Raw genomic sequence first — 23,288 nt, 5'->3', positions numbered from 1 at the left:
TGCTAAGGAGATAACCGGCCTGTGATGACAGGCCGGTATACGACACCGCTTACGGCGTTGCCTGTTTTTGCGGCTGTTCAGCAGAGGCAGAGCTGGCGGCAGGGCGTTTATCCGGCACGCTGTCGCACGGTTTTTCCTTCGGACAGATAAGGTCGAGCATTTTCAGCGTGACGCCGTTACTCCAGCCAAAACCATCCTGCAAAGGATATTCACCACCGCCACCGCCTGTCCCGGTGCTGCTAACGTCATACTTTTCCACCAGCTTTTGTTCGCGATCGTAGGTGTGCTGCACATTAGTTAAAAAACGCCAGCTCACTTCCATTGCGACGTCATTCTGCCCATAGTTCTGTAAACCCTCGGTGGCGACCCACTGGAGCGGTGCCCAGCCGTTTGGCGCATCCCATTGCTGTCCGCTTTTTACCGATGTGGTGGCAAGACCGCCTGGCTGTAGCAGATGTACGCGGGTGGCGGTGGCCATTTTGCTGGCGCGATCTTTTGCAGCGGCGTTCACATACAGCGGGAACAGCGCGGCGGCGGTCAACTGATTGCGCACCTGTTTGCTCTTCAGATCGTAATCCGCATACCAGCCCTCTTTATCATTCCACAGGTAATGTTCAATAGCTTTCTGTCTGGCGCTCGCCAGCGTATCGTACTGGCTGGCTTTTGCCTCATCCCCCACGGCTTTGCTTGCACGTGCAAGCATTTTCTCCATTTTGAACAGCAGGGCGTTGAGATCGACCGGAACGATGCTGGTGGTCCGGATCGTGCCGAGCTGCTGCGGGTTATCCATCCAGCGTGAGCTGAAATCCCAGCCGGACGCAGCCGCTGATCGCAGATCGCGATAAATGTCGGTTGCCGGGCGATTAGGATTGCTTTTTGCTGTCGCAATGTCTTCGACCCAGGATTCTGGTCGCGGCGTATCTCGCTCATCCCAGTAGCGATTGAGAAGGGTGCCATCGTCCAGCTTAACCACCCGTTTGTTTTGTTGACCCGGCTGCAATGTTTCGACGCCTTCCATCCAGTACGTGTACTCTTTTTGCATTTGCGGCAGGTATTTTTTCAGCGCATCGTCACCATCATGCTGCGCCAGCAGTTCGACCATCAGTGAAAAGAAGGGCGGCTGAGAGCGGCTCAGGTAATAGGTACGGTTGCCGTTAGGAATATGACCGAAGGTATCAATCTCCCAGGCGAAGTTCGCCACCATATCGGCAATTTTGTCCCAGTGATCGCTTTCGGCAAGTCCCAGCATGGTGAAGTAGCTGTCCCAGTAATAGACTTCCCGGAAGCGTCCGCCGGGTACGACGTAAGCTTCAGGCAGCGGCAGCAGTGAATCCCATTTTCCGGCGCTTTCCGTCGATCGGGTTAACACTGGCCATAGTCCGTCGATATGTTCACGCAGCGATTGTCCTTTCGGGGGAACATATTTTTCCCCTTCTTTCGGCAGCGTAAAGTTGACGCTCACGAAGTGGCGCAAATCGAAACTGGACTGATTCTTTTGCATCCGGTAATCCGCGAGGATCATCAGCGGATCGCTATTAGGCACGGCATCAGCAAAGGTTTTTTGATCGGGGAATAATCTGGCATTCTGCACATCGTTAAACAGTGGGCCGAGCAGGATATCCGGTGGTTGCGGCGGGGAGACCGGCATCTCTTCGGCGTTCGTCGACAGCGAAGAGAAAGCAAGAAGCGAGCCTGAAACCGCGAGTTTTATGATCAGTGACAGTGAACCAGACGTGCGAAAAGCAGGGGTATGCATGGATTCATCTCCTTAGTGCGTACCGAAAAACGGTATCTACCATGAGAAAATCGTAGTCGAGGATTGCACCCGGCGCGTTGTTACCCCTCTTTTTTTGCGACGCTACAGCGGTTTCCTGTCCCTGATAACACGATTGTGTACCACATCGAGGGAGAGTCGTTCGCCCATTTTCACTTCGTTAAGCGCGTCGCCCTGCTGGCATACCCAGGCGATACCCATTTCCCTGGCGATCAGCGCGCCATGCGAGAGCGGACTGCCTTCCCGCAGGCAGATGCCTTTCACCATGCGCGGGTCAAGCTCCGGTACCACTGATGGAAACAGATTGTCAGCGACCAGTATCGCTGGCGCAGTAACCTCAGGCAGCACCTGCGGGCTATGTAGCAAATGACGTAGTGTGCGGTGCAGGAGATCGTCGATATCGATGTAACGCGCCTGCAAATAGGCATCATCCAGCTGACGATACTGCATGCTGAGGCGGCTCAACACCTGCTGCCAGGCATATTCCGCTGTACAGTGTTCGCTACGCAACAGTCCGCATGCGGTATCAAACAGCTCCGGATCGTCCAGCAACATATGGTGACCGGAGAAAATGGCCGTGAGATCGCCTGGCCAGTTTTCTTCCACGCGGGTAATCAACGTCATCAGGTCGAGCAGCGTGAGATCCAGCGCGTTACGTAATCGCATCTGCTCTTCACCCGGACTGCGATCGGACGCGTGTCGAACCGGCAACGGCATGGGTGTGTAACTGAACGCGTTGCCGATGGTATTTCCCTTTGACGATGCGTTAACCGCGGTATCTTCCAGTGACTCACCGAAATTCTCCGCCGCCAGTTGGCGAAACGCCGCCAGTGCATCATCCGCCTGCTCCCCGCTCGCCAGCAGACGTACCGTGTCATTACAGCGAACCTGCAGCAGCGAAATCTGATTAAGGCTGTCCGGCGTAACGCACTTACCGTTTTTTTCCAGCAGCAGATCGGCGTTAAAGGCTGACAGCGCTGTCACCAGCCGTGACGCCGGACGAACATGCAGACCGTTGGGATTTTTGATCACCACCGTCACCGATTTTGCCGACGCATTTTGCGTGCTAAAGGCCGGGCCGATACGGGTTTCAGAAGCAGAAGAGGGTAAACCCAGTTGCTCACGCTTGGCTTCGAGGGCGTGGGTCGCGTCGGCAATGACCTTATCGATAGCCGCACCCGCGGCAGCACTCACCGTTGCCGCCAGCGTCCCTTCAACCAGCGGCGCGGCGCAGAGCCGCACTTTCGCGGCGATCGTCGGGTCAAGAAGTTCCAGCGCCGTTTCTGCGCTGAGCAGGGCGCTGCCGATGTCCATCATCACCAGTACGTGGTCGGTATCGGCAACAGACTCGATCGCCTCCATCACTTTGATGGGATCGGTGCCGATGGGATTTTGCGGATCGTCGATACCGGCGGCAACGGCAATTTTACAGTTGCCGCCCATTAACATCTGTTGTGCCAGTTCGCCCACACCTTCACCGAGGCGGGCGCTGTGAGAGACGATGACCAGGTTTACCATCTTACTGTCCTTACTCTTTTGCTGCGGCTGCCAGCATCTGGATCATAAACATCACCGAGGTCGCACCCGGATCCTGATGCCCGATACTGCGCTCGCCCAGATAGCTGGCGCGGCCTTTACGGGCCTGCATGGTAATCGTGCTTTGCGCGGCGGCTTCAGCCTGAGCGGCGGCAGCGTCCAGCGCGGCGGTGACGGAGAGATTCTGCTCGCAGGACTGGCGCAATGACTCCGCCACCGGCAACCAGACATCACACATCGTTTTATCGCCCGGCTCGGCTTTACCGCGGCTTATCACGCCATCGGCACCGTCGCGCATCATTTGCCAGAGCTCATCGAGTGACAAACTCTGATGCGCCTGAGTGACTTGCGCGGCGCGGATGAAAAAGGTGCCGAACAGCGGACCACTGGCTCCGCCGACGTTTGACAGCAGCGTCATCCCGGTATTTTTTAAAATAAAGCCGATATCTTTATCCGCAATGGCCGGCAATTTTTCGACCACTTTGCTAAAGCCGCGATGCATATTCAAACCGTGGTCAGCATCGCCAATCTCGCGATCCAGTCCGGTGAGATAATCACTCTCTTTGCTGAATATCTCCCCGCAGCGATAAAGCCAACTCACAATCTGCGCTCTGTTAAGTGACATGACTCTCTCCTTAGTTTCCCCAGTTCAGGGCCGGGGTGTGAACCGGTGCGTCCCAGAGCGCCAGCGTCTCATCATCCACTTTTAACAGCGTGATGGAAAAGCCGGTCATATCCAGTGACGTACAATATGAACCGATCAGATTACGTTCGATGACAATACCCGTCTGCTGGCAGCGTTCGTCAAGACGGTTATAGACGCCATACAGTTCAGAAAGCGGGGTGGCGCCGAGGTTGTTGACCAGCGCGATGACGCGATCGCCGCGTTGTAATGGCTGTTTGCTTTGCTTATCTTCCTGCCAGGCTCCCTGTGCGAGATCCCAGTGGCGAAGTGTGCGGTGATAAGTGCCGTTTTCCAGCAGCGTATCAAACATCTCGTCAACGGTCTTATCGAGCGAGATGAAGGCGCGACGGTCGATGCCTGGCTCGCCGTGGATCCCCACGCCGAACTCCATTTCATTGTCGGCCAGGGTAAATGAGGGTTGCCCGGCTGCCGGAACCGTGCAGGCGGCGAGAGCGATGCCGATTGAATGACCTTGATTGTTAAGCTTGCGTCCGAGTTCGGCACAGGCTTCCAGGGAATCACCGCGTTCTGCGGCGGCCCCGACCAGTTTTTCAATCAGCACCGTATTCGCAACGCCGCGTCGTCCGGCGGTATAGAGGCTGTCTTTGACCGCCACATCGTCATCCACGACCACCGTGGTGACTTTCACACCACTATCGTGCAGCAGTTCGGTCGCGGTTTCAAAGTTGAGAATATCGCCGGTGTAGTTTTTCACGATCAACAGCACGCCTTCACCGCCGTCAATCTGCATGGCGCATTCGAACATTTTATCAGGGGTTGGGGAGGTGAAAATTTCCCCAGGGCAGGCACCGGAGAGCATGCCCTGGCCGATGTAGCCACAGTGCATCGGCTCATGTCCGCTACCGCCGCCGGAAAGTAGCGCGACTTTGCCCGGGACGGGGGCATCTGAGCGGGTCACATATACCGGATCCTGATGCAGGGTCAGTGACGGATGCGCTTTTGCGAGGCCAGCTAGTTGTTCACTCAGTACGTCTTCCACACGGTTAATCAGCTTTTTCATTCTTTTGCTCCGGGTCTTTAGCTCCAGGGGAACGGTTGTGTTCAACGCCACGGCGACCGCTCGCTGCCGATACCGTAATTGTGCCCTGGCACGCGAAAAAGAAAATTCATCAATGCTATGTTTCATAAGGAAACATTAATTCCGGTAAATGATTCATAACGGAACGTGAAAGCGTTAAATAGGGCAAAATTGCGAGCAAACGCACCCGGTATCGCGGAGAAAGCGACAGTGAAGAGCAGCGAAATAATAACGACCACCGCAGACGTTCCTGAATATATTCGCGCCTCCTGGCTGCGCTGCGGCAAAATGATGCAGCGCGAATTCTGGGCGCAGCCGCACCGGGCACAGGGGTTAACGTTCGACTCAATTTGTCGGCGCAAGACGGCGATGCTCACGCTTGGACAGGCGGCGCTGGAAGATGCGTGGGAATACATGGCACCACGAAAGTGCGCACTGTTTATTCTTGATGAGAGCGCCTGCATGCTGAGCCGCTGCGGCGATCCGGATACGCTCCGACAACTGGCGGATCTCGGCTTTACTGACGGCACCTATTGCGCGGAAAGCATTATTGGCAGTTGTGCGCTGTCGCTGGCCGCCATACTGGGACAGCCGGTTAAAACACGACCCGATGACCATTTTAAACAGGCGCTCGGTGCGTGGAGTTTTTGCTCGACGCCCATTTTCGACAACCACGGGCGCCTCTTAGGATCTGTTGCGCTGGGCTGTCCGGCAGACGACGCTTCGCCTGCCGATCTGCCTTTAACGCTGGCGGTCGCGCGTGAAGTGGGAAACTCGTTGCTCACCGACAGCCTGCTGGCTGAATCAAACCGTCATCTCAATCAACTGTACGGTTTGCTGGAGAGCATGGATGATGGCGTGATGACCTGGAACGCGCAGGGAAGCCTGCAATTTATCAATGCGCAGGCGGCCCGTTTACTGCATCTTGATGTGACGGCTGCCCATGGCAAAAACCTCAATGAACTCCTGACGCTGCCCAGCGTGCTGGTGCGTGCGATCCGCCATCAGCGCCCGTTGCATCATGTTGAAGCAACATTTGAAAGCCAGCATCAGTTCGTTGATACCGTGATTACCCTCAAACCGATTGTCGAAGCGCAGGGCACCAGTTTTATTCTGCTGCTGCATCCGGTGGAGAAGATGCGCCAGTTGGTGACCAGCCAGTTGGGTAAAGTGAACCATACCTTCGCGCAGATGGCGCAGGACGATCCGCAGACCCAGCGACTCGTTCATTTTGGCCGTCAGGCGGCGCGGGGCAGTTTCCCGGTGTTGTTATGTGGCGAAGAGGGCGTAGGAAAAGAGTTGCTGAGTCAGGCAATTCATAATGCCAGCGAACGGGCGGAAGGTCCGTATATTGCGGTGAATTGTCAGCTGTATGCCGATCAGGTACGGGATTTTATCGCCAGTACGGAGGATGACGACAGCGAAGGGCGGTTGAGCCGCCTGGAACTGGCGCACGGCGGTACGCTGTACCTGGAAAAAATAGAGTATCTGGCGCCTGAACTGCAGTCGGCGTTATTACAGGTGATCAAACAAGGGGTGATCACTCGCCTGGACGCACGGCGGGTGGTGCCTGTTGATGTGAAAGTGATTGCCGCCACGACGGTGGATCTGGCGCGACTGGTGGAACAAAATCGCTTTAGCCGCCAGCTCTATTATGCGCTGCACGCTTTCGAAATTGCCATTCCACCGCTACGACAGCGGCGGAACAGCATTCCTGTACTGGTGAATCACCGCCTGCGTCGTCTGGAAAAACGCTTCTCGACCCGCTTATCCGTTGACGACGACGTGCTGACGCAGTTGATTGCCTGCGACTGGCCTGGCAATGATTTCGAACTCAATAGCGTTATCGAAAATACGGCATTAAGAAGTGATAACGGGCGTATTCATCTGAATCTTCTGCCGGAGTATCTTTTCAACGAGCTCCGGACCTCAGAGCCCACGGCCGATCGCTTCTCAGCCAGCGTCTCTTTCAGCGACATGGAGAAAGATGCCATTATTCACGCGGCAAGGGTGACCGGTGGACGTATTCAGGAGATGGCGAGTCTGCTGAAAATTGGCCGCACCACGTTATGGCGAAAAATGAAGCTGTACAATATCAACGCGGCTCATTTTAAGTTGAGCTCCTGATACGTGCGCTGGATGCGGGATGTTGCAGGAGGGCGGCCTGGGGGCGTATTGGACGGCGCACCAGCTCTCCACCGCAATAGGGGCAGTTACCTGCCCACTATTTCATCAGACACTTCTGGCATTAAGCCTCCAGGCCCAGCACTACAGGGGTGGAGCGATATCCAATGCCCATTCGATCAATTCCCATATCAATCAATTGCAGGAAATGTTCACGCGTACGAATGCATCCGGAACCTTTTACTTTACAGCGTCCTTTTGCTGCATCCATCATCACCTGAATCACCTCCGGTGTTGCCCCTTTACTTTCGCCACCGGTATAGAAACCTGTAGAGGTTTTGACGAAATCTGCACCAGCACGACAGGCGTATTCTGTGGCCATAGCTACCTGTTCCAGCGTTAACGCATCAGTTTCAAAAATCACCTTCAACAGAGTACCGTAGCGGTGGGCTACGGTCGCTACTGCCCGGATGTCATCTTCAAATGCCTGCCATTGCCCACTACGGATAAAACCATAGTTAGCCACGATATCGAGATCTTCAACTTCGCCGTTTTGACAGATAATGTCGGCTTGCTTAACTTTGGATGCCGTTGACGACGCACCAAAAGGGAAATCACACACTACACAAATGCCGGTGTTTGTCCCTTCGCACATCTCCCTGGCAACCTCAAGATATGCCGGGTTGATGCATACGGTTTTACAATTAAAATCAATACCTTCCTGGATATATTTCTGAACTTCCGCCAGCGTAAATTCTGGTTTGAGAACTGACTGATCAATGTAGCGCCCCAGTTCCTGAGGTGACATCTCTGCGGCTTTCCTTGGCGTCTTCATCTGCGAACCTCACTTATATGTATCATTTGTATGATACATATAAGGCGGTGGAAACGTATTGTCAATACACTGACAGATGCCAGATGTTAATGTCATTGAAGCTCGCGGATGAGGGGGGAGAGATGTTACCGTTTTTGACCAAGGTGAGAGAAAGGCAATCAGCGTTTTAACTGACGGGAAAAATCGACCCTGGCTTTCGCTGAATTCTGCCCGGCATTAAACAGGTCAATTTTAAAATTGCATTTATCTGCACGGGTCACGGATGTCGTATATTCAAAGACAAAACCGTTCTCAAGGAATGAAACACGTTCAATTTGATAACCTGCCATGACGTTTTCTGAGCATTGCAGATAATGGGCGGCCGATTTACTGATAATCACTGCCTCAATATGTTCGGTGGCATGTGAAATATTCAGCCCAAACTCATTTTTGAGAACATCGTAAAGGGAGTGGGTCGTAAAGTCGTAATGCTCAATACCTGGGCACAGACGCCAGGGAATAGAGGTTGTTTCCAGCAGCAGGGGAGTATCATCACCCAGTCGGACCCGTTTCAGGGTGAAAACCTTATTCTGCATTTGCGGCAGATTTAGTTTGTCTACCACGATCTCATCAGCATCAGTCACTTCCGATTGCAGCACCAGTGAGCGCGGCTTTATTCCCTGTTCGCGCATACTCTCAGTGAAGTTATAGAGCGAATTGAGCCGGCGATTAATTTTTTTATCGGCAATGAAAGTACCTTTACGACGCTGGCGAACAATAAGTCCTTCCTCAAGAAGTTCATTGAACGCCAGTCGAACGGTTGTCCGACTGATGTTAAGAATGTCACACAACTCGTTCTCAGTAACGAGCTTATCATGGGGACTAAATACGCCGAGCTTAATTTGATGGCGAATAAACGAGGCCAGTTGCGAATACAGAGAAGCACTGGTGCCTTCGGAGAAGCGGAAGTTATCTTTTATAAAGCGTCCAGTGTTCATTGCATTCTCTTCTGACCCATTCGTATTGCTCAAAAGTATCATACCATTAAAGAGCCAGCGATGGCTGTCGAGGATATCTGAATGGTATAGAAAGAGTAAAAAAAATCCACGCAATTGCGTGGATTTTATAGGGTTTTTTGATTTTCATGAGATTCTATACAACCTCATGAGACAACAAATTTTATTTAGACGTTGAACAGGAAGTTCATCACATCGCCATCCTTAACGATGTAATCTTTCCCTTCAGCACGCATTTTACCGGCTTCTTTCGCGCCTTGTTCACCTTTATAGGTGATGAAATCGTCAAATGCGATGGTCTGTGCGCGAATAAAACCCTTCTCGAAGTCGGTATGGATTTTACCCGCTGCCTGCGGAGCCGTTGCGCCGACAGGAATGGTCCATGCACGTACTTCTTTCACGCCAGCGGTGAAGTAGGTCTGCAGGTTCAGCAGTTTATAGCCTGCACGGATCACACGGTTCAAGCCCGGTTCTTCCAGTCCCAGTTCCTGCATGAACTCGTCACGCTCGTCATCGTCGAGTTCAGCAATGTCCGCTTCAACCGCCGCACAGACTGGAACGACGACGGAACCTTCTTTCGCTGCAATTTCACGCACCTGATCGAGATACGGGTTGTTCTCGAAGCCGTCTTCGTTGACGTTCGCGATATACATCGTTGGTTTCAGAGTCAGGAAGCTCAGGTAGCGGATCGCCGCTTTGTCTTCGTCCGTCAGGTCCAGAGAACGCAGCATACCGGCTTCAGAGAGCTGCGGCAGGCATTTCTCCAGCGCCGCCAGTTCGGCTTTCGCGTCTTTATCGCCGCCTTTGGCTTTCTTCTGCACACGGTGAATGGCGCGTTCGCAGGTATCAAGATCCGCCAGTGCCAGTTCGGTGTTGATCACGTCAATATCTTCCGCCGGGTTCACTTTGCCAGAAACGTGAATAATATTGTCGTTTTCAAAGCAGCGTACAACATGACCGATCGCTTCGGTTTCGCGAATGTTGGTCAGGAACTGGTTGCCCAGACCTTCACCTTTGGAGGCGCCTTTTACCAGACCGGCGATATCGACGAATTCCATGGTGGTCGGCAGGATACGCTGCGGTTTGACGATCTCAGCCAATTGATCCAGACGCGGGTCGGGCATTGGCACGACACCAGTATTCGGCTCAATCGTACAGAATGGGAAGTTGGCCGCTTCAATACCGGCTTTGGTCAGCGCGTTGAACAGGGTAGATTTCCCGACGTTGGGCAAACCGACGATACCGCATTTGAATCCCATGATTTAAATCACCTTAATATCTTGATAATCAACCTGTTACAGAAAACAGATTGTAGAAATGGAAATAACTCCGCCTATTATACACAGCGGATGACAAAAATGCCGCACATCACTGCTTATTGCGCTTTAAAGGCGTGCAATCGGTTCGTTGCTTTGGTCAAACCGTCTTTGAACCACAGTTCAGTGCAACGAGCCGCTTCGTCAATTGCGTCGTCAATTAACTTCTGTTCAGAAACAGGTGGTTTGCCCAGAACGAAGCCAACAACTTTGTTTTTGTCGCCCGGATGACCAATTCCGACGCGTAAGCGGTGAAAGTTAGGGTTATTACCGAGTTTACTGATGATGTCCTTTAACCCGTTGTGGCCGCCATGACCGCCACCGAGCTTGAATTTCGCGACGCCGGGTGGAAGATCCAGCTCATCGTGGGCGACTAAAATTTCATCAGGATTGATGCGATAAAAACTCGCCATCGCACCGACCGCTTTACCGCTCAGATTCATAAACGTGGTGGGAACTAATAAACGGACATCTTCACCTTCCAGAGTGACTCTGGAGGTGTAGCCAAAGAATTTCGGCTCTTCCCGTAGGGGCGCGCGCAACCGCTCTGCCAGTAAATCGACATACCATGCGCCCGCATTATGTCGGGTGGCTGCATATTCAGCGCCGGGGTTCGCCAGGCCGACAATCAATTTAATCGTCACGTTTCTTTCCTGAGTGTGTCTGTAACTGGCGCGTAGTTTACTGTCTGTCGTCCCGCTTGACAAAGAACCGTGTCAATTCATGCGAAAACTGAATAATTGCATTTATTGATTATTATAAAGTCAAGGTGTTCAGCAGGTTATTTGTAAAGTTTTGTTGAATAATGAGTTGTAATTGTGATCGCAGGCGCACTACCCACATGGTGTGTTGTCTATACTTTACACATAAGGATTAGGGGTATTCCCTGAGGTAACCCAAAAGTTCCGGAGGTGACATATGAAACGCAAAAACGCTTCGTTACTCGGTAATGTACTCATGGGGTTGGGGTTAGTGGTGATGGTTGTTGGCGTGGGTTATTCAATTTTAAACCAGTTGCCGCAATTTAACCTGCCACAATTTTTCGCACATGGTGCAGTGCTCAGCATCTTCGTCGGCGCCATTCTGTGGCTGGCCGGCGCCCGCGTAGGGGGGCATGAGCAGGTCTGCGACCGTTACTGGTGGGTTCGTCATTACGACAAGCGTTGCCGGCGTAACGACAATCGTCGTCACAGCTAACGGATTTCGCCAGATTAGATAGTCGTGGTTTCCGATACACCTGCGTCCAGTCCTGGTGGCTGGACGCAGGTGTTTTTTATTTCAGTAAATCTTCCAGTGCCGCATCGCGGTTCGGGAAGAAGGCCAGGCGCCCCGGAATCGGCTTAATACCCGCACGCGCCATCGTGCGCAGTGGCTGAAACTCCAGGTTGCTGACGCGTAGCTCGCAGCCTTCCGGCAGACGTTTCACAAAGCGCTGGAAGGCATCCAGACCGCCGGCATCCAGCACCGGTACGGCATCCCATTTCAGCACCACAACGCGTTTGCCCTCAATGCGTGATTCCAGATCGGTAAACAATCCTTCAGCGGCCGCAAAGAACAATGGGCCGATCACGCGTAGCACCAGTACATCATCCGGCACTTCCACGTTAACCGCCGCCAGGCGCGTCATGCGCGCGATACGACGCATAAACAGTAACGAGGCCAGCACGATCCCAACGCTAATGGCAATGACCATGTCAAAGAGCACCGTTAATGACATACACATCATCATCACAATGATGTCGTCTTTGGGCGCATGACGCAGCAAATCGACCACTTTGTGGGCTTCGCTCATGTTCCACGCCACCATCAGCAGTAAGGCCGCCATCGCTGACAGCGGCAGCCAGGAGAGCAGCGGCGCCAGCGCCAATAGCGCAAGGATGACCAGCAGCGCGTGGATCACCGCAGAGATGGGCGACGTTGCCCCGGCGCGGACGTTCGCCGCCGAACGGGCAATCGCCGCCGTTGCGGTAATCCCACCAAAGAAGGGAGCAACAATATTACCCAGGCCCTGACCAATCAGCTCGCTGTTGGCTTTGTGCTTGGTGCCGGTCATGCCGTCGAGCACCACGGCGCAGAGCAGCGACTCAATCGCCCCCAGCATGGCCATTGAGAACGCGGCCGGAAGCAGGGCGCGCAGGGAATCCCAGCTTAGCGTGAAATCGGAATCCGGCAGGTTCCACGGCAGCACCAGTTGCGGCAGCAGTTGCGGGATCCCGTTGCCCTGTGAGCCGTCGGCCAGAATATAGTGGAACTGAGAACCAATGGTGGCAACGTGGCCGCCCAGCAGGTTAACGATGCCCATGACGGCGCAGCCAGCAAGCAGAGCAGGCAGGTGACCTGGCAGACGAATGCCCAGACGCGGCCACATCATCAGCGTGCCCAGCGTGACCACGCCGATGGCGGCATCACCCGGATTAACGGTTGGCAGCGCCATAAACAACGCGCCGACTTTCTGCAGATAATGCTCCGGGACGTGAGCCATCTGCAAACCGAGGAAATCTTTGATCTGCATGGTACCAATGGTGATACCAATCCCTGAGGTAAAACCTAAGGTAACCGAAACCGGAATGTATTCAATCAGGCGGCCAAAACGAGCCAGGCCAAAGAGGATCAGGAAGACCCCGGACATCAGCGTCGCCACCAGCAGGCCTGCCAACCCAAACTGTTGCGAAACGGGGTAGAGTATGACCACAAAGGCGGCGGTCGGGCCGGAGACGCTGAAGCGCGAGCCCCCGGTTAAGGCAATAACGATCCCGGCCACAGCGGAGGTATAAAGTCCGTACTGCGGCGCGACACCACTGCCAATTGCCAGCGCCATTGCCAGCGGGATAGCAATAATCCCGACGGTGATCCCGGCAATCACATCACGGGTAAACCGTGAGGCGGTATATTTTTCTTTCCAGCAAGCGTCGATGAGGGCGCGGAAAGGCATCACATGTGAGGAAAAAATTCTGTTCACAATAATGTTTCATCCATGAGCGCATCATCTGTCAACTCAATGAAATGGCGGGTTGGCAGGTGAAGGAGGCATAAGTCATACAAATAAAGGTTACAGACAAAAAAACCCGCCGCAGCGGGTCTTTGAGCCGGGTTCGATTAATGCTCGAACATAGCAGAAATCGATTCTTCGTTGCTGATACGACGAATCGCTTCGGCCAGCATACCCGACAGGGTCAACGTACGCACGTTCGGCAGTGCTTTGATTTCGTCAGTCAGCGGGATGGTATCGCAGACCACGACTTCATCAATCACAGAGTTACGCAGGTTGTTTGCCGCATTGCCTGAGAAGATCGGGTGAGTGGCGTAAGCGAATACGCGTTTCGCACCACGTTCTTTCAGCGCTTCAGCTGCTTTACACAGCGTACCACCGGTGTCGATCATATCGTCAACCAGCACGCAGTCACGGCCGGCAACGTCACCGATGATGTGCATCACCTGAGAGACGTTTGCACGCGGACGGCGTTTGTCGATGATCGCCATATCGGTGTCATTGAGCAGCTTAGCGATAGCGCGGGCACGCACGACGCCACCGATGTCCGGAGAAACCACAATCGGGTTATCCAGATTCAGCTGCAGCATATCTTCTAACAGAATCGGGCTACCAAATACGTTATCAACCGGTACGTCAAAGAAGCCCTGGATCTGTTCAGCATGCAGGTCAACGGTCAGAACGCGGTCAACGCCGACGCTGGACAGGAAGTCAGCGACAACTTTTGCCGTAATCGGCACACGAGCGGAACGGACACGACGGTCCTGGCGCGCATAGCCAAAGTAAGGGATAACGGCAGTGATACGGCCTGCGGAAGCACGGCGCAGGGCATCAACCATAACGACCAATTCCATCAGGTTGTCGTTCGTTGGAGCACAAGTGGACTGGATGATGAAAATATCACCACCGCGTACATTTTCGTTAATTTGTACGCTGACTTCGCCGTCGCTAAAGCGACCTACAGCGGCGTCGCCGAGAGAAGTGTACAGGCGGTTGGCAATACGTTGTGCTAGTTCCGGGGTGGCGTTACCAGCAAAAAGCTTCATATCAGGCACGAGAAGAACCTCAGGCATGCGTCCATTGGTGGAAAGAGTTTGCCAAAAACTGTGCGGGCCAGGCAGGACTCTCTCCATGCGGTGTATTAAAGAGCGCGATGCAACGTCTGGAACAGGGTGACGTTGTCACCGAAACTCAGCTTGCCCGGCTTACCCATCCTCATTCAGCTTTCAGAACCGCTGACTACAATGGCTCAAACCCGTCACACAAAGCGATGTGACCGGCAATGCGTCATTTTGCCATCTTCCTGAAATCTCAATGATTCAGCGTAACGCTCGATGCAGTGGGGAGAGGTTGACACCCTTCGCCACAAAGGCATTGAGCCATTCCGGGGCTTGCTCAAGCACCTGCCGGGCACGAAACTCTGTATCGAATTCAGCAAAGACACAGGCCCCTGTACCAGTCAGGCGCGACGGCGCGTATTCTAACAGCCAGGAAAGCGCCGCATCAACCTCGCGAAAACGTTTTCTTGCGATAACCTCGCAATCATTGCTGAATTCACAGTTTAATAACGTTTCTATTGACCTTTTTGGCGTATTACGGGGGAGGTCGGGATCGTTAAAAATCATCGGTGTAGGAATACTGACGCCCGGATGCGCCACCAGATACCATTTTTCGACGGGCTCTACCGGCGTCAGAATCTCCCCGATACCTTCGGCAAAGGCGGCGTGCCCGCGGACAAACACCGGCACGTCTGCGCCAAGCGTTAAGCCTAAGGTGGCCAGTTCATCCAGTGACAGCCCACATTGCCAGAGGTGGTTCAGCGCGACCAGCACGGTTGCCGCATTCGACGATCCGCCACCCAGGCCACCGCCCATCGGCAGGCGTTTTTCGATACGGATATCCACGCCGCTGCCGGCAGGCAAACGTCCACTTTCTGCGGCTGTTTTCAGCAGCAGTCGCGCGGCGCGGACGATCAGGTTGTCTTCATGCGCCACGCCGTCAACCGGCGTTAAGAGACGAATTTCACTATCGCTGCGCGGCTCGAGACAAATCGTGTCGCCATAATCGAGAAACTGAAACAGCGTTTGCAGCGTGTGATAACCGTCTGCACGTCGTCCGGTGATGTATAAAAACAGATTCAGTTTTGCCGGAGAGGGCCACTGGGTCATCATTTTACAATCCAGTTATCCATTTTCAGCTTGATACGCTGATCGCCGTCGGAGAGTTCCATATTGGCCGGCATTGCCGGGGAGGTTTTGCTGTCGTACGCGCTGTAGACCACCTTCCATTTTTTTCCGTCCTGGCGGTAGTTCACTTCGCTCAGACGGTACTGGTCGTCGAGTTTATAGTCGGTCGCGTCGCCCGGCAGGCCAAGGATCCACTGACGCAGGCTGTTCAGCGGAATCGGCATGCCGGTCAGCTTGCCGATCATCTCTTCGGCATCGTCAGCGGTATAGCGCTGGCCTTTATTGTCCACCAACTGCACGTTACCTGGCTGCGCGTTCAGTTCAAGCTCGGTGCTACCCAGCGGATTGGTCAGCAGCAGGCGATAGCGATCCTGACCGGTCTGTTGCCAGAAAAAGCGAGCATAGACTTTCTGTTCGTCGGAAATATAAGCAAACGCGCCGCGCGTCTGATATTGATTCAATTGACGGACCTCCTGCTGATGCTGCCGCCATTGAGGAGAATCCGGGCTCTTACCCGGGCCTTTCGGCGCGTTGATCGTACAGGCGGTCAGAACCAGGCTTGCCAGCGGAAGCAGGCGGATCAGGCGAAAATCGGGCAGGGTCATAATGATGACGAATCCTTGTGAGACGTTGCAATAATAACCCTTAATGCTAGCGCCGCACGGGTATATCGTCTACGTTCACGTTATCTTAATTTAAGCGATAAGCGATTACTCCAAAAGGGGGCACTCTCTTTTATTGATTACGCGCATCCTGTATGATGCGAGCAGACTAACCATATCAACGCTGGTACTACTCCCGCAGACATGACCCTTTTAGCGCTCGGCATTAACCATAAGACGGCACCTGTATCGCTGCGAGAACGCGTAACGTTTTCGCCGGATACGCTCGATCAGGCGCTGGAAAGCCTGCTTGCGCAGCCTATGGTGCAGGGTGGCGTGGTCTTGTCGACGTGCAACCGCACGGAGCTGTATCTCAGCGTGGAAGAGCAGGACAACCTGCAGGAAGCGCTGATTCGTTGGCTATGTGATTACCACAATCTTAATGAAGAGGAGCTGCGCAGCAGTCTCTACTGGCACCAGGATAACGATGCGGTCAGCCATCTGATGCGTGTCGCCAGCGGTCTGGATTCGCTGGTACTCGGCGAACCACAGATCCTCGGTCAGGTGAAAAAAGCTTTTGCGGATTCGCAAAAAGGCCACCTGAACGCCAGCGCGCTGGAACGTATGTTCCAGAAATCGTTCTCCGTCGCTAAACGGGTCCGTACCGAAACCGATATCGGCGCCAGCGCCGTGTCCGTTGCGTTTGCCGCCTGTACGCTGGCGCGCCAAATCTTTGAATCACTTTCCACGGTCACCGTGCTGTTGGTCGGCGCGGGCGAAACCATCGAACTGGTGGCGCGCCATCTGCGCGAACACAACGTGCAGAAGATGATTATCGCCAACCGCACCCGTGAGCGGGCGCAGGTGCTTGCTGATGAAGTCGGGGCCGAAGTCATCGCACTCAGCGACATCGACGAACGTCTGCGGGAAGCCGACATTATTATCAGTTCAACCGCCAGCCCGCTGCCCATTATTGGTAAAGGGATGGTGGAACGTGCTCTGAAAAGCCGTCGCAATCAGCCGATGCTGCTGGTGGATATCGCCGTTCCGCGCGATGTCGAACCGGAAGTCGGCAAACTGGCTAACGCCTATCTTTATAGCGTTGACGACCTGCAAAGCATCATTTCGCACAACCTGGCGCAGCGCAAAGCCGCGGCGGTAGAAGCCGAAACGATTGTCGCGCAGGAAACCAGCGAGTTTATGGCCTGGCTGCGCGCTCAGGGCGCCAGTGAAACCATTCGTGAATACCGGAGTCAGTCTGAGCATGTACGGGATGAACTGACTGCAAAAGCGCTTGCTGCTCTGGAACAGGGCGGCGACGCGCAGGCCATTATGCAGGATCTGGCATGGAAACTGACCAACCGCCTGATCCATGCGCCAACCAAATCTCTTCAGCAGGCCGCCCGTGACGGGGACGACGAACGCCTGAATATCTTGCGCGACAGCCTCGGGCTGGAGTAGCAATACACCCCTCTTTTTACAAGGTGCATTTACGCCTATGAAGCCTTCTATCGTTGCCAAACTGGAAGCCCTGCATGAACGTCATGAAGAAGTTCAGGCGCTGCTGGGTGATGCGGGAACCATCGCGGACCAGGAACGTTTTCGCGCATTGTCGCGCGAGTATGCACAACTAAGCGATGTTTCTCGCTGTTTTACGGACTGGCAACAGATTCAGGACGATATCGAAACGGCACAAATGATGCTCGACGATCCTGAAATGCGTGAAATGGCGCAGGAAGAACTGCGCGAAGCGAAAGACAAAAGTGAACAACTGGAACAACAGTTACAGGTGCTGTTATTACCGAAAGATCCTGACGATGAGCGCAATGCGTTTCTGGAAGTTCGCGCCGGGACCGGCGGCGATGAAGCCGCCTTGTTTGCCGGAGATTTGTTTCGTATGTACAGCCGCTATGCTGAAACACGCCGCTGGCGCGTGGAAATCATGAGCGCCAGCGAAGGTGAGCACGGCGGTTATAAAGAGATTATCGCCAAGATCAGCGGCGATGGCGTCTATGGTCGACTGAAGTTTGAGTCCGGCGGGCATCGCGTGCAGCGCGTACCAGCAACGGAATCCCAGGGGCGTATTCACACCTCTGCCTGCACCGTGGCGGTGATGCCGGAGCTACCGGAAGCCGAACTGCCGGATATCAACCCGGCCGATCTCCGCATTGATACCTTCCGTTCCTCCGGGGCGGGTGGTCAGCACGTTAACACCACCGACTCCGCGATTCGTATTACCCACCTGCCGACCGGCATTGTGGTGGAGTGTCAGGATGAACGTTCGCAGCACAAGAACAAAGCCAAAGCGCTCTCGGTGTTGGGCGCGCGTATTCGTGCGGCAGAAATGGCAAAACGTCAGCAGGCCGAAGCCTCAACACGTCGCAACCTGTTAGGCAGCGGCGATCGCAGCGACCGCAACCGGACCTACAACTTCCCGCAGGGGCGTGTGACCGATCACCGCATCAACCTGACGCTCTACCGGCTGGATGAAGCAATGGAAGGCAAACTGGACATGCTGATTGAGCCGATCGTGCAGGAATATCAGGCCGATCAACTGGCGGCGCTGTCCGAGCAGGAATAATGGATTTTCAGCACTGGTTACGTGAGGCGATAAGCCAGCTGGCGGGGAGCGAAAGCCCGCGTCGCGATGCCGAGATTTTACTCGAATTCGTGACCGGAAAAGGGCGTACGTATCTGCTGGCATTTGGTGAAACGCTGTTAACTGATGCCCAACTGGCACAGCTGACAACGTTACTGGCTCGTCGCCAGCGGGGTGAGCCGGTAGCGCACTTAACCGGCGTGCGGGAGTTCTGGTCGTTGCCGCTGTTTGTCTCACCGGCAACGTTGATCCCGCGCCCGGATACGGAGTGTCTGGTAGAACAGGCGCTGGCACGACTGCCAACAAACCCGTGCCGTATTCTCGATCTTGGTACTGGCACCGGCGCGATTGCGCTGGCGCTGGCGTCTGAGCGCCCTGACTGCGACATCACGGCGGTTGACCGGATGCCAGATGCCGTTGAGCTGGCGCAGCGTAATGCCGCGCATCTGGCCATCAATAACGTTCGCATCCGGCAAAGCGACTGGTTTAGCGCCTTGCCGGGGCAGCGCTTTGCGATGATTGTCAGCAATCCGCCGTATATTGACGAGCAGGATCCGCATCTGGCGCAGGGCGATGTTCGCTTCGAACCTCTGAGCGCGCTGGTCGCGGGTGACTGCGGAATGGCCGACATTGTGCACATCATCAGGCACGCTTTCACGCAGCTGGAAGAGGGCGGTTTTCTGCTTCTCGAGCATGGCTGGCAGCAGGGTGCAGCCGTGCGTGACGCCTTCAATCGCGCGGGCTACCAGGCGGTAGAAACCTGCCGCGATTATGGCGGCAACGAGCGCATTACGCTCGGACGAAAGCCTGCATGAACAGCGTTACGTTCCTGCTCGGCGTTCACCTCATTACTATTGCTGTTTCTGTTAGTCTGTTTGTGCTGCGCTATGGGTGGCGTGAATGTCACTCTGCGCGGGCTCAGGCGCGCTGGACGCGTGTCGTGCCGCCGATTGTTGACACCGTTTTGTTGCTCAGTGGTGTGGGGTTGATCGCTAAAACGCACATCCTGCCATTCACGGAACAGGGGACATGGCTGACTGAGAAGCTGTTTGGAGTTATCATTTACATCGTTTTGGGTTTTATTGCGCTCGATAACCGTCGGGCGCGCAGTCGGCAGACACGATTAATCGCGTTCCCGCTGGCGCTGGTGGTGCTGTACATCATCATTAAACTCGCCACCACAAAAATACCGTTACTGGGGTAAGTCATGAGGTCGTTAGCTGATTTCGAATTTAATAAAGCGCCATTGTGCGACGGGATGATTCTGGCATCGGAGTTGATCCGCCTGGATTTTCCTTCACAAACTGTCTATGACGAGCTGGAACGTCTGGTCAGCCTGGCGCAAGAAGAAATTAGCCAGCTTTTGTCTCAGGATGAGCAACTGGAAAAATTGCTGGCACTTTTCTACGGCGAGTGGGGCTTTACTGACACCCGCGGCGTTTACCGTTTATCCGATGCATTATGGCTTGACCAGGTACTGAAGAACCGCCAGGGCAGCGCTGTGTCGCTGGGGGCAATTTTATTGTGGATTGCCAACCGTCTGTCATTGCCGCTGGTACCGGTGATTTTCCCGACGCAGCTTATTTTGCGTATTGAGTCGCTGGAAGGCGAAATATGGCTCATCAATCCCTTCAATGGTGAAACGTTGAATGAGCATACGCTGGAAGTGTGGTTGAAGGGGAATATCAGCCCGGTCGCTGAGCTATTTAATGAAGACCTCGACGAAGCGGATAACGCGGAAGTGATTCGCAAGCTGCTGGACACGCTGAAATCTTCCTTAATGGAAGAACAACAGATGGAGCTGGCGCTGCGTGCGAGCGAAGCGTTACTGCAATTTAACCCGGAAGATCCGTATGAAATACGCGACCGCGGATTAATTTATGCGCAACTGGAATGTGAACATGTCGCGTTGACCGATTTAAGCTATTTCGTTGAGCAGTGTCCGGAAGACCCGATCAGCGAAATGATTCGTGCGCAGATTAATAACATCTCGCATAAACAAATTGTCCTGCATTAATTTATCGACATTCTTACTCATCATTAAGGCGATCCTATGAAACAAAAAGTGGTTAGCATTGGCGACATCAAGGTAGCAAACGATCTGCCGTTCGTGCTGTTTGGCGGGATGAACGTGCTGGAATCGCGCGATCTGGCGATGCGCATTTGTGAGCACTACGTGACCGTTACCCAGAAACTGGGTATCCCTTACGTGTTCAAGGCCTCTTTTGATAAAGCCAACCGTTCCTCCATCCACTCCTACCGTGGACCGGGCCTGGAAGAAGGGATGAAAATCTTCCAGGAACTGAAACAGACTTTTGGCGTGAAAGTGATCACCGACGTTCATGAAGCCAGCCAGGCGCAGCCTGTGGCTGACGTTGTGGATGTGATTCAGTTACCGGCGTTCCTCGCGCGTCAGACCGATCTGGTGGAAGCGATGGCGAAAACCGGCGCGGTTATCAACGTGAAGAAACCGCAGTTCGTGAGCCCGGGTCAGATGGGTAACATCGTGGATAAATTCCATGAAGGCGGCAACGACAAGGTGATCCTGTGCGACCGTGGGGCAAACTTCGGTTATGACAACCTGGTTGTCGATATGCTGGGCTTTAGCGTAATGAAGAAAGTTTCCGGCAACAGCCCGGTGATCTTCGACGTGACCCACGCGCTGCAGTGCCGCGACCCGTTTGGCGCAGCGTCTGGCGGCCGTCGTGGTCAGGTGACTGAACTGGCGCGTGCCGGTATGGCGGTCGGTCTGGCCGGTCTGTTCATCGAAGCGCACCCGGATCCGGACAACGCGAAATGTGACGGCCCGTCCGCGCTGCCGCTGGCGAAGCTGGAACAGTTCCTGGTGCAGATGAAGGCGATTGACGATTTGGTGAAAAGCTTCGACGAGCTCGATACCGAGAACTAATTGAAAGATTGTGTGCCCGATATTGCATCGGGCAAGATGTAGGCCCGATAAGCGTGTTAGCGCCATCGGGCTTTTTTATATCAGGCAAATATCGTCATCAGATAAGCGACAAACAGCGCCAGATGCGCCGCACCGTTCAGCACATTGGTGCGCCCGGTTGAGAACGAGATCTGGCACAGCACCAGCGACGCCACCATTACCACCATTTCCGGTGCACCTAAGCCGAACACCAGGTCATTCCCCGTTGTCCATGCAATCAGCGTCACTACCGGCACGGTCAGCGAGATCGTCGCCAGTACCGAACCAAAGAATAAGTTCATGGCGCGTTGCACCTGATTACTGAGCACCGCTTTCAGTGCCCCAAGCCCTTCCGGTGAGAGGATTAACAGTGCGACCAGGAAGCCGGTAAAGGCGACCGGGGCGTTCAGTTCAGTCAGTAGCGTCTCCAGCGGATTCGCGTTCATCTTGGTGACGGCAATCACCGCAATCAGGTGGATCACCAGCCAGGCTGCATGCCACACATTGCTGTGCGCAGAGGGCTTACCGTGATGTGGGTCATCATCGTCGCCGTCATCTTCATGCTCATAAACAAACAGACTCTGGTGCGTTTTAGTCTGAATCAGCAGGAACACACCGTACATCGCGGCAGAGATTAAGGCCACTAACAGTGCCTGACCGGTGGTAAAATTCGCACCGGGCAAGGCCATAGGAAAGACCAGCACAATAATTGCCAGCGGAAACAGGGCGATTAAATACTGTTTAATACCGAACAGATTCATATACTGAGTGGCGAATTTACGCCCACCCATTAATAACGAAAAACCCACCAGACCGCCGGTCACAATCATAATGATGGAATAGAGCGTATCACGCATCAGCGTGGGCGCTGCATCACCGGTGGCCATTAACGCAGAAATCAGGCTGACTTCGAGAATAACCACAGACAGACTCAGAATGAGTGATCCGTAGGGTTCGCCGAGGCGGTGGGCTAATACGTCAGCGTGACGAACCACGCTAAAAGCACTGCTTAAAATACCAATCAGGGCAAGGATATTGATTCCAGTCACCGCTGGTAGTGAATGGCTGCCTCCCCAAAGGAACAGCACTACCAGCGCCACAACCGGGAAAATAAGCGATGTCTCCTTATGGCGGGTTTTCACCGCCTCATGTGCATGTGTCATAAATGCTCTCCCTCTCTGCAGGTCAGTTTTAGTTATAAATATAATAAAGAGTGCGAAAAATAACAGAAAACGTGGGTTTACAGGTGATATTTTACGAAATTTTACGGCATTGCAGTGTTTTCCCTTTAAAACAACAAAAAAGGTGAGTCTTGTTGAGTGAATAGTTAAATAACAGAGGCTTATATTCTGGTTATCGCTAATAAACCATTTTTCAGTGGCAGGAGGAATCATTGTTGACCACACTTAAGGTTTAGCGAGAAGAGGAGCCAAAGATGCCGTACAAATCGAAAAAAGATCTGCCTGACAGCGTGCAACATGTATTACCCGCCCACGCGCAGGATATCTATAAAGAGGCGTTTAATAGCGCCTGGGATCAATATAAAGACAAAGAAGACCGCCGCGATGACGCCAGCCGTGAAGAGACGGCACATAAAGTGGCGTGGGCTGCGGTAAAAAATGATTACGAAAAAGGGGACGATGATAAATGGCACAAAAAATCCTAATCCCCTAACGCGTAAG

At 53.9% G+C, this 23,288-nt stretch carries 22 protein-coding genes and 1 pseudogene; 9 read left to right on the top strand and 14 right to left on the bottom strand.

Annotation, left to right across the window (positions count from 1 at the left end; all coding sequences use genetic code 11):
* Positions 1-49 precede the first annotated feature (49 nt).
* The 4 genes from QNN88_RS01670 to dhaK all read right to left on the bottom strand — a co-directional run bounded on the left by QNN88_RS01670 (position 50) and on the right by dhaK (position 5,016).
* Positions 50-1,756, bottom strand: a complete 1,707-nt coding sequence (locus tag QNN88_RS01670; protein ID WP_414238686.1) for an alpha,alpha-trehalase — start codon at positions 1,754-1,756, stop codon at positions 50-52.
* A gap of 102 nt (positions 1,757-1,858) precedes the next feature.
* Positions 1,859-3,292: a dihydroxyacetone kinase phosphoryl donor subunit DhaM gene (gene dhaM, locus QNN88_RS01665; RefSeq protein WP_414238685.1), complete on the bottom strand. Its 1,434-nt coding sequence runs from the start codon at positions 3,290-3,292 to the stop codon at positions 1,859-1,861.
* A 10-nt stretch (positions 3,293-3,302) separates the two neighbouring features.
* Positions 3,303-3,935 (bottom strand): dihydroxyacetone kinase subunit DhaL, encoded by a 633-nt coding sequence (gene dhaL / locus QNN88_RS01660; RefSeq protein WP_414238684.1) that lies wholly within the window; start codon positions 3,933-3,935, stop codon positions 3,303-3,305.
* A 10-nt stretch (positions 3,936-3,945) separates the two neighbouring features.
* The gene (dhaK, locus tag QNN88_RS01655; RefSeq protein ID WP_414238683.1) at positions 3,946-5,016 is read right to left on the bottom strand and encodes a dihydroxyacetone kinase subunit DhaK; all 1,071 of its coding nucleotides are present in this window, start codon (positions 5,014-5,016) and stop codon (positions 3,946-3,948) included.
* A 243-nt stretch (positions 5,017-5,259) separates the two neighbouring features.
* Here dhaK and dhaR point away from each other — a divergent pair, with 243 nt between their 5' ends.
* Entirely contained in the window at positions 5,260-7,161 is a 1,902-nt protein-coding gene (dhaR, locus tag QNN88_RS01650) for a dihydroxyacetone kinase operon transcriptional regulator DhaR (RefSeq protein ID WP_414239333.1), read from the top strand.
* On the opposite strand, the pseudogene QNN88_RS01645 reads toward dhaR, so the two are convergent.
* The 5 genes and pseudogenes from QNN88_RS01645 to pth form a co-directional block, all read right to left on the bottom strand.
* Positions 7,145-7,252: pseudogene (locus QNN88_RS01645) on the bottom strand (DUF1272 domain-containing protein); the annotation flags it as partial. The gene dhaR and the pseudogene QNN88_RS01645 overlap by 17 nt on opposite strands.
* 30 nt (positions 7,253-7,282) lie before the next feature.
* Positions 7,283-7,993 carry a deoxyribose-phosphate aldolase gene (gene deoC / locus QNN88_RS01640; protein ID WP_414238682.1) on the bottom strand — a complete coding sequence of 237 codons (711 nt, stop codon included), beginning with the start codon at positions 7,991-7,993 and terminating at the stop codon, positions 7,283-7,285.
* 158 nt (positions 7,994-8,151) lie between these two features.
* Entirely contained in the window at positions 8,152-9,084 is a 933-nt protein-coding gene (locus QNN88_RS01635; protein ID WP_414238681.1) for a GntR family transcriptional regulator, read from the bottom strand.
* A 71-nt stretch (positions 9,085-9,155) separates the two neighbouring features.
* Entirely contained in the window at positions 9,156-10,247 is a 1,092-nt protein-coding gene (ychF, locus tag QNN88_RS01630; protein ID WP_042318577.1) for a redox-regulated ATPase YchF, read from the bottom strand.
* A gap of 116 nt (positions 10,248-10,363) precedes the next feature.
* Entirely contained in the window at positions 10,364-10,948 is a 585-nt protein-coding gene (gene pth / locus QNN88_RS01625) for an aminoacyl-tRNA hydrolase (protein ID WP_414238680.1), read from the bottom strand.
* Positions 10,949-11,222: 274 nt separating this feature from the next.
* On the opposite strand from pth, the gene ychH reads away from it, so the two are divergent.
* Entirely contained in the window at positions 11,223-11,501 is a 279-nt protein-coding gene (gene ychH, locus QNN88_RS01620) for a stress-induced protein YchH (RefSeq protein WP_012906045.1), read from the top strand.
* A 76-nt stretch (positions 11,502-11,577) separates the two neighbouring features.
* Here ychH and dauA read toward each other — a convergent pair whose 3' ends face one another.
* From dauA to lolB, 4 genes are all read right to left on the bottom strand, one after another.
* Positions 11,578-13,263: a C4-dicarboxylic acid transporter DauA gene (dauA, locus tag QNN88_RS01615; protein WP_414238679.1), complete on the bottom strand. Its 1,686-nt coding sequence runs from the start codon at positions 13,261-13,263 to the stop codon at positions 11,578-11,580.
* 137 nt (positions 13,264-13,400) lie between these two features.
* Complete coding sequence (gene prs / locus QNN88_RS01610) at positions 13,401-14,348, bottom strand: ribose-phosphate diphosphokinase (RefSeq protein ID WP_001518537.1); 948 nt, start codon at positions 14,346-14,348, stop codon at positions 13,401-13,403.
* Positions 14,349-14,612: 264 nt separating this feature from the next.
* On the bottom strand, positions 14,613-15,464 hold the full coding sequence (gene ispE, locus QNN88_RS01605; protein WP_414238678.1) for a 4-(cytidine 5'-diphospho)-2-C-methyl-D-erythritol kinase: 852 nt from the start codon (positions 15,462-15,464) through the stop codon (positions 14,613-14,615).
* Positions 15,461-16,084 carry a lipoprotein insertase outer membrane protein LolB gene (gene lolB, locus QNN88_RS01600; protein ID WP_414238677.1) on the bottom strand — a complete coding sequence of 208 codons (624 nt, stop codon included), beginning with the start codon at positions 16,082-16,084 and terminating at the stop codon, positions 15,461-15,463. The genes ispE and lolB overlap by 4 nt, the downstream gene beginning before the upstream one ends.
* A gap of 201 nt (positions 16,085-16,285) precedes the next feature.
* On the opposite strand from lolB, the gene hemA reads away from it, so the two are divergent.
* Genes hemA through kdsA form a run of 6 tightly spaced genes read left to right on the top strand, consistent with a single transcriptional unit; the run spans position 16,286 to position 21,588 of the window.
* The gene (gene hemA / locus QNN88_RS01595; protein WP_414238676.1) at positions 16,286-17,542 is read left to right on the top strand and encodes a glutamyl-tRNA reductase; all 1,257 of its coding nucleotides are present in this window, start codon (positions 16,286-16,288) and stop codon (positions 17,540-17,542) included.
* Positions 17,543-17,579: 37 nt separating this feature from the next.
* Entirely contained in the window at positions 17,580-18,662 is a 1,083-nt protein-coding gene (gene prfA / locus QNN88_RS01590) for a peptide chain release factor 1 (protein ID WP_102601675.1), read from the top strand.
* Positions 18,662-19,495, top strand: a complete 834-nt coding sequence (prmC, locus tag QNN88_RS01585; RefSeq protein ID WP_414238675.1) for a peptide chain release factor N(5)-glutamine methyltransferase — start codon at positions 18,662-18,664, stop codon at positions 19,493-19,495. Before prfA ends, prmC begins: the two co-directional genes overlap by 1 nt.
* Complete coding sequence (sirB2, locus tag QNN88_RS01580) at positions 19,492-19,884, top strand: invasion regulator SirB2 (RefSeq protein WP_414238674.1); 393 nt, start codon at positions 19,492-19,494, stop codon at positions 19,882-19,884. The genes prmC and sirB2 overlap by 4 nt, the downstream gene beginning before the upstream one ends.
* A 3-nt stretch (positions 19,885-19,887) precedes the next feature.
* On the top strand, positions 19,888-20,697 hold the full coding sequence (gene sirB1 / locus QNN88_RS01575; protein ID WP_414238673.1) for an invasion regulator SirB1: 810 nt from the start codon (positions 19,888-19,890) through the stop codon (positions 20,695-20,697).
* Between the two features lie 36 nt (positions 20,698-20,733).
* Positions 20,734-21,588 (top strand): 3-deoxy-8-phosphooctulonate synthase, encoded by an 855-nt coding sequence (gene kdsA, locus QNN88_RS01570; protein WP_414238672.1) that lies wholly within the window; start codon positions 20,734-20,736, stop codon positions 21,586-21,588.
* An 80-nt stretch (positions 21,589-21,668) separates the two neighbouring features.
* On the opposite strand, the gene chaA is transcribed toward kdsA, so the two are convergent.
* On the bottom strand, positions 21,669-22,769 hold the full coding sequence (gene chaA, locus QNN88_RS01565) for a sodium-potassium/proton antiporter ChaA (protein WP_414238671.1): 1,101 nt from the start codon (positions 22,767-22,769) through the stop codon (positions 21,669-21,671).
* A gap of 272 nt (positions 22,770-23,041) precedes the next feature.
* Between chaA and chaB the strand changes: the two genes are divergently transcribed.
* Positions 23,042-23,272: a putative cation transport regulator ChaB gene (chaB, locus tag QNN88_RS01560; RefSeq protein WP_414238670.1), complete on the top strand. Its 231-nt coding sequence runs from the start codon at positions 23,042-23,044 to the stop codon at positions 23,270-23,272.
* Positions 23,273-23,288: the final 16 nt, after the last annotated feature.

The sequence above is a fragment of the Citrobacter sp. ANG330 genome, assembly GCF_047467925.1.
GTDB classification, from domain to species: domain Bacteria; phylum Pseudomonadota; class Gammaproteobacteria; order Enterobacterales; family Enterobacteriaceae; genus Citrobacter_A; species Citrobacter_A amalonaticus_G.
The sequence above is the reverse complement of the archived record's forward strand: the minus strand, read 5'-3'. Positions and strand labels throughout refer to the sequence as shown.

What these genes read in the sequence shown, in the direction of transcription:
- QNN88_RS01670 (WP_414238686.1), bottom strand. Translation starts at nt 1,756, where the DNA reads ATGCATACCCCTGCTTTTCGCACGTCTGGTTCACTGTCACTGATCATA.
- dhaM (WP_414238685.1), bottom strand. Translation starts at nt 3,292, where the DNA reads ATGGTAAACCTGGTCATCGTCTCTCACAGCGCCCGCCTCGGTGAAGGT.
- dhaL (WP_414238684.1), bottom strand. Translation starts at nt 3,935, where the DNA reads ATGTCACTTAACAGAGCGCAGATTGTGAGTTGGCTTTATCGCTGCGGG.
- dhaK (WP_414238683.1), bottom strand. Translation starts at nt 5,016, where the DNA reads ATGAAAAAGCTGATTAACCGTGTGGAAGACGTACTGAGTGAACAACTA.
- deoC (WP_414238682.1), bottom strand. Translation starts at nt 7,993, where the DNA reads ATGAAGACGCCAAGGAAAGCCGCAGAGATGTCACCTCAGGAACTGGGG.
- ychF (WP_042318577.1), bottom strand. Translation starts at nt 10,247, where the DNA reads ATGGGATTCAAATGCGGTATCGTCGGTTTGCCCAACGTCGGGAAATCT.
- ychH (WP_012906045.1), top strand. Translation starts at nt 11,223, where the DNA reads ATGAAACGCAAAAACGCTTCGTTACTCGGTAATGTACTCATGGGGTTG.
- ispE (WP_414238678.1), bottom strand. Translation starts at nt 15,464, where the DNA reads ATGATGACCCAGTGGCCCTCTCCGGCAAAACTGAATCTGTTTTTATAC.
- lolB (WP_414238677.1), bottom strand. Translation starts at nt 16,084, where the DNA reads ATGACCCTGCCCGATTTTCGCCTGATCCGCCTGCTTCCGCTGGCAAGC.
- hemA (WP_414238676.1), top strand. Translation starts at nt 16,286, where the DNA reads ATGACCCTTTTAGCGCTCGGCATTAACCATAAGACGGCACCTGTATCG.
- prfA (WP_102601675.1), top strand. Translation starts at nt 17,580, where the DNA reads ATGAAGCCTTCTATCGTTGCCAAACTGGAAGCCCTGCATGAACGTCAT.
- prmC (WP_414238675.1), top strand. Translation starts at nt 18,662, where the DNA reads ATGGATTTTCAGCACTGGTTACGTGAGGCGATAAGCCAGCTGGCGGGG.
- sirB2 (WP_414238674.1), top strand. Translation starts at nt 19,492, where the DNA reads ATGAACAGCGTTACGTTCCTGCTCGGCGTTCACCTCATTACTATTGCT.
- sirB1 (WP_414238673.1), top strand. Translation starts at nt 19,888, where the DNA reads ATGAGGTCGTTAGCTGATTTCGAATTTAATAAAGCGCCATTGTGCGAC.
- kdsA (WP_414238672.1), top strand. Translation starts at nt 20,734, where the DNA reads ATGAAACAAAAAGTGGTTAGCATTGGCGACATCAAGGTAGCAAACGAT.
- chaA (WP_414238671.1), bottom strand. Translation starts at nt 22,769, where the DNA reads ATGACACATGCACATGAGGCGGTGAAAACCCGCCATAAGGAGACATCG.
- chaB (WP_414238670.1), top strand. Translation starts at nt 23,042, where the DNA reads ATGCCGTACAAATCGAAAAAAGATCTGCCTGACAGCGTGCAACATGTA.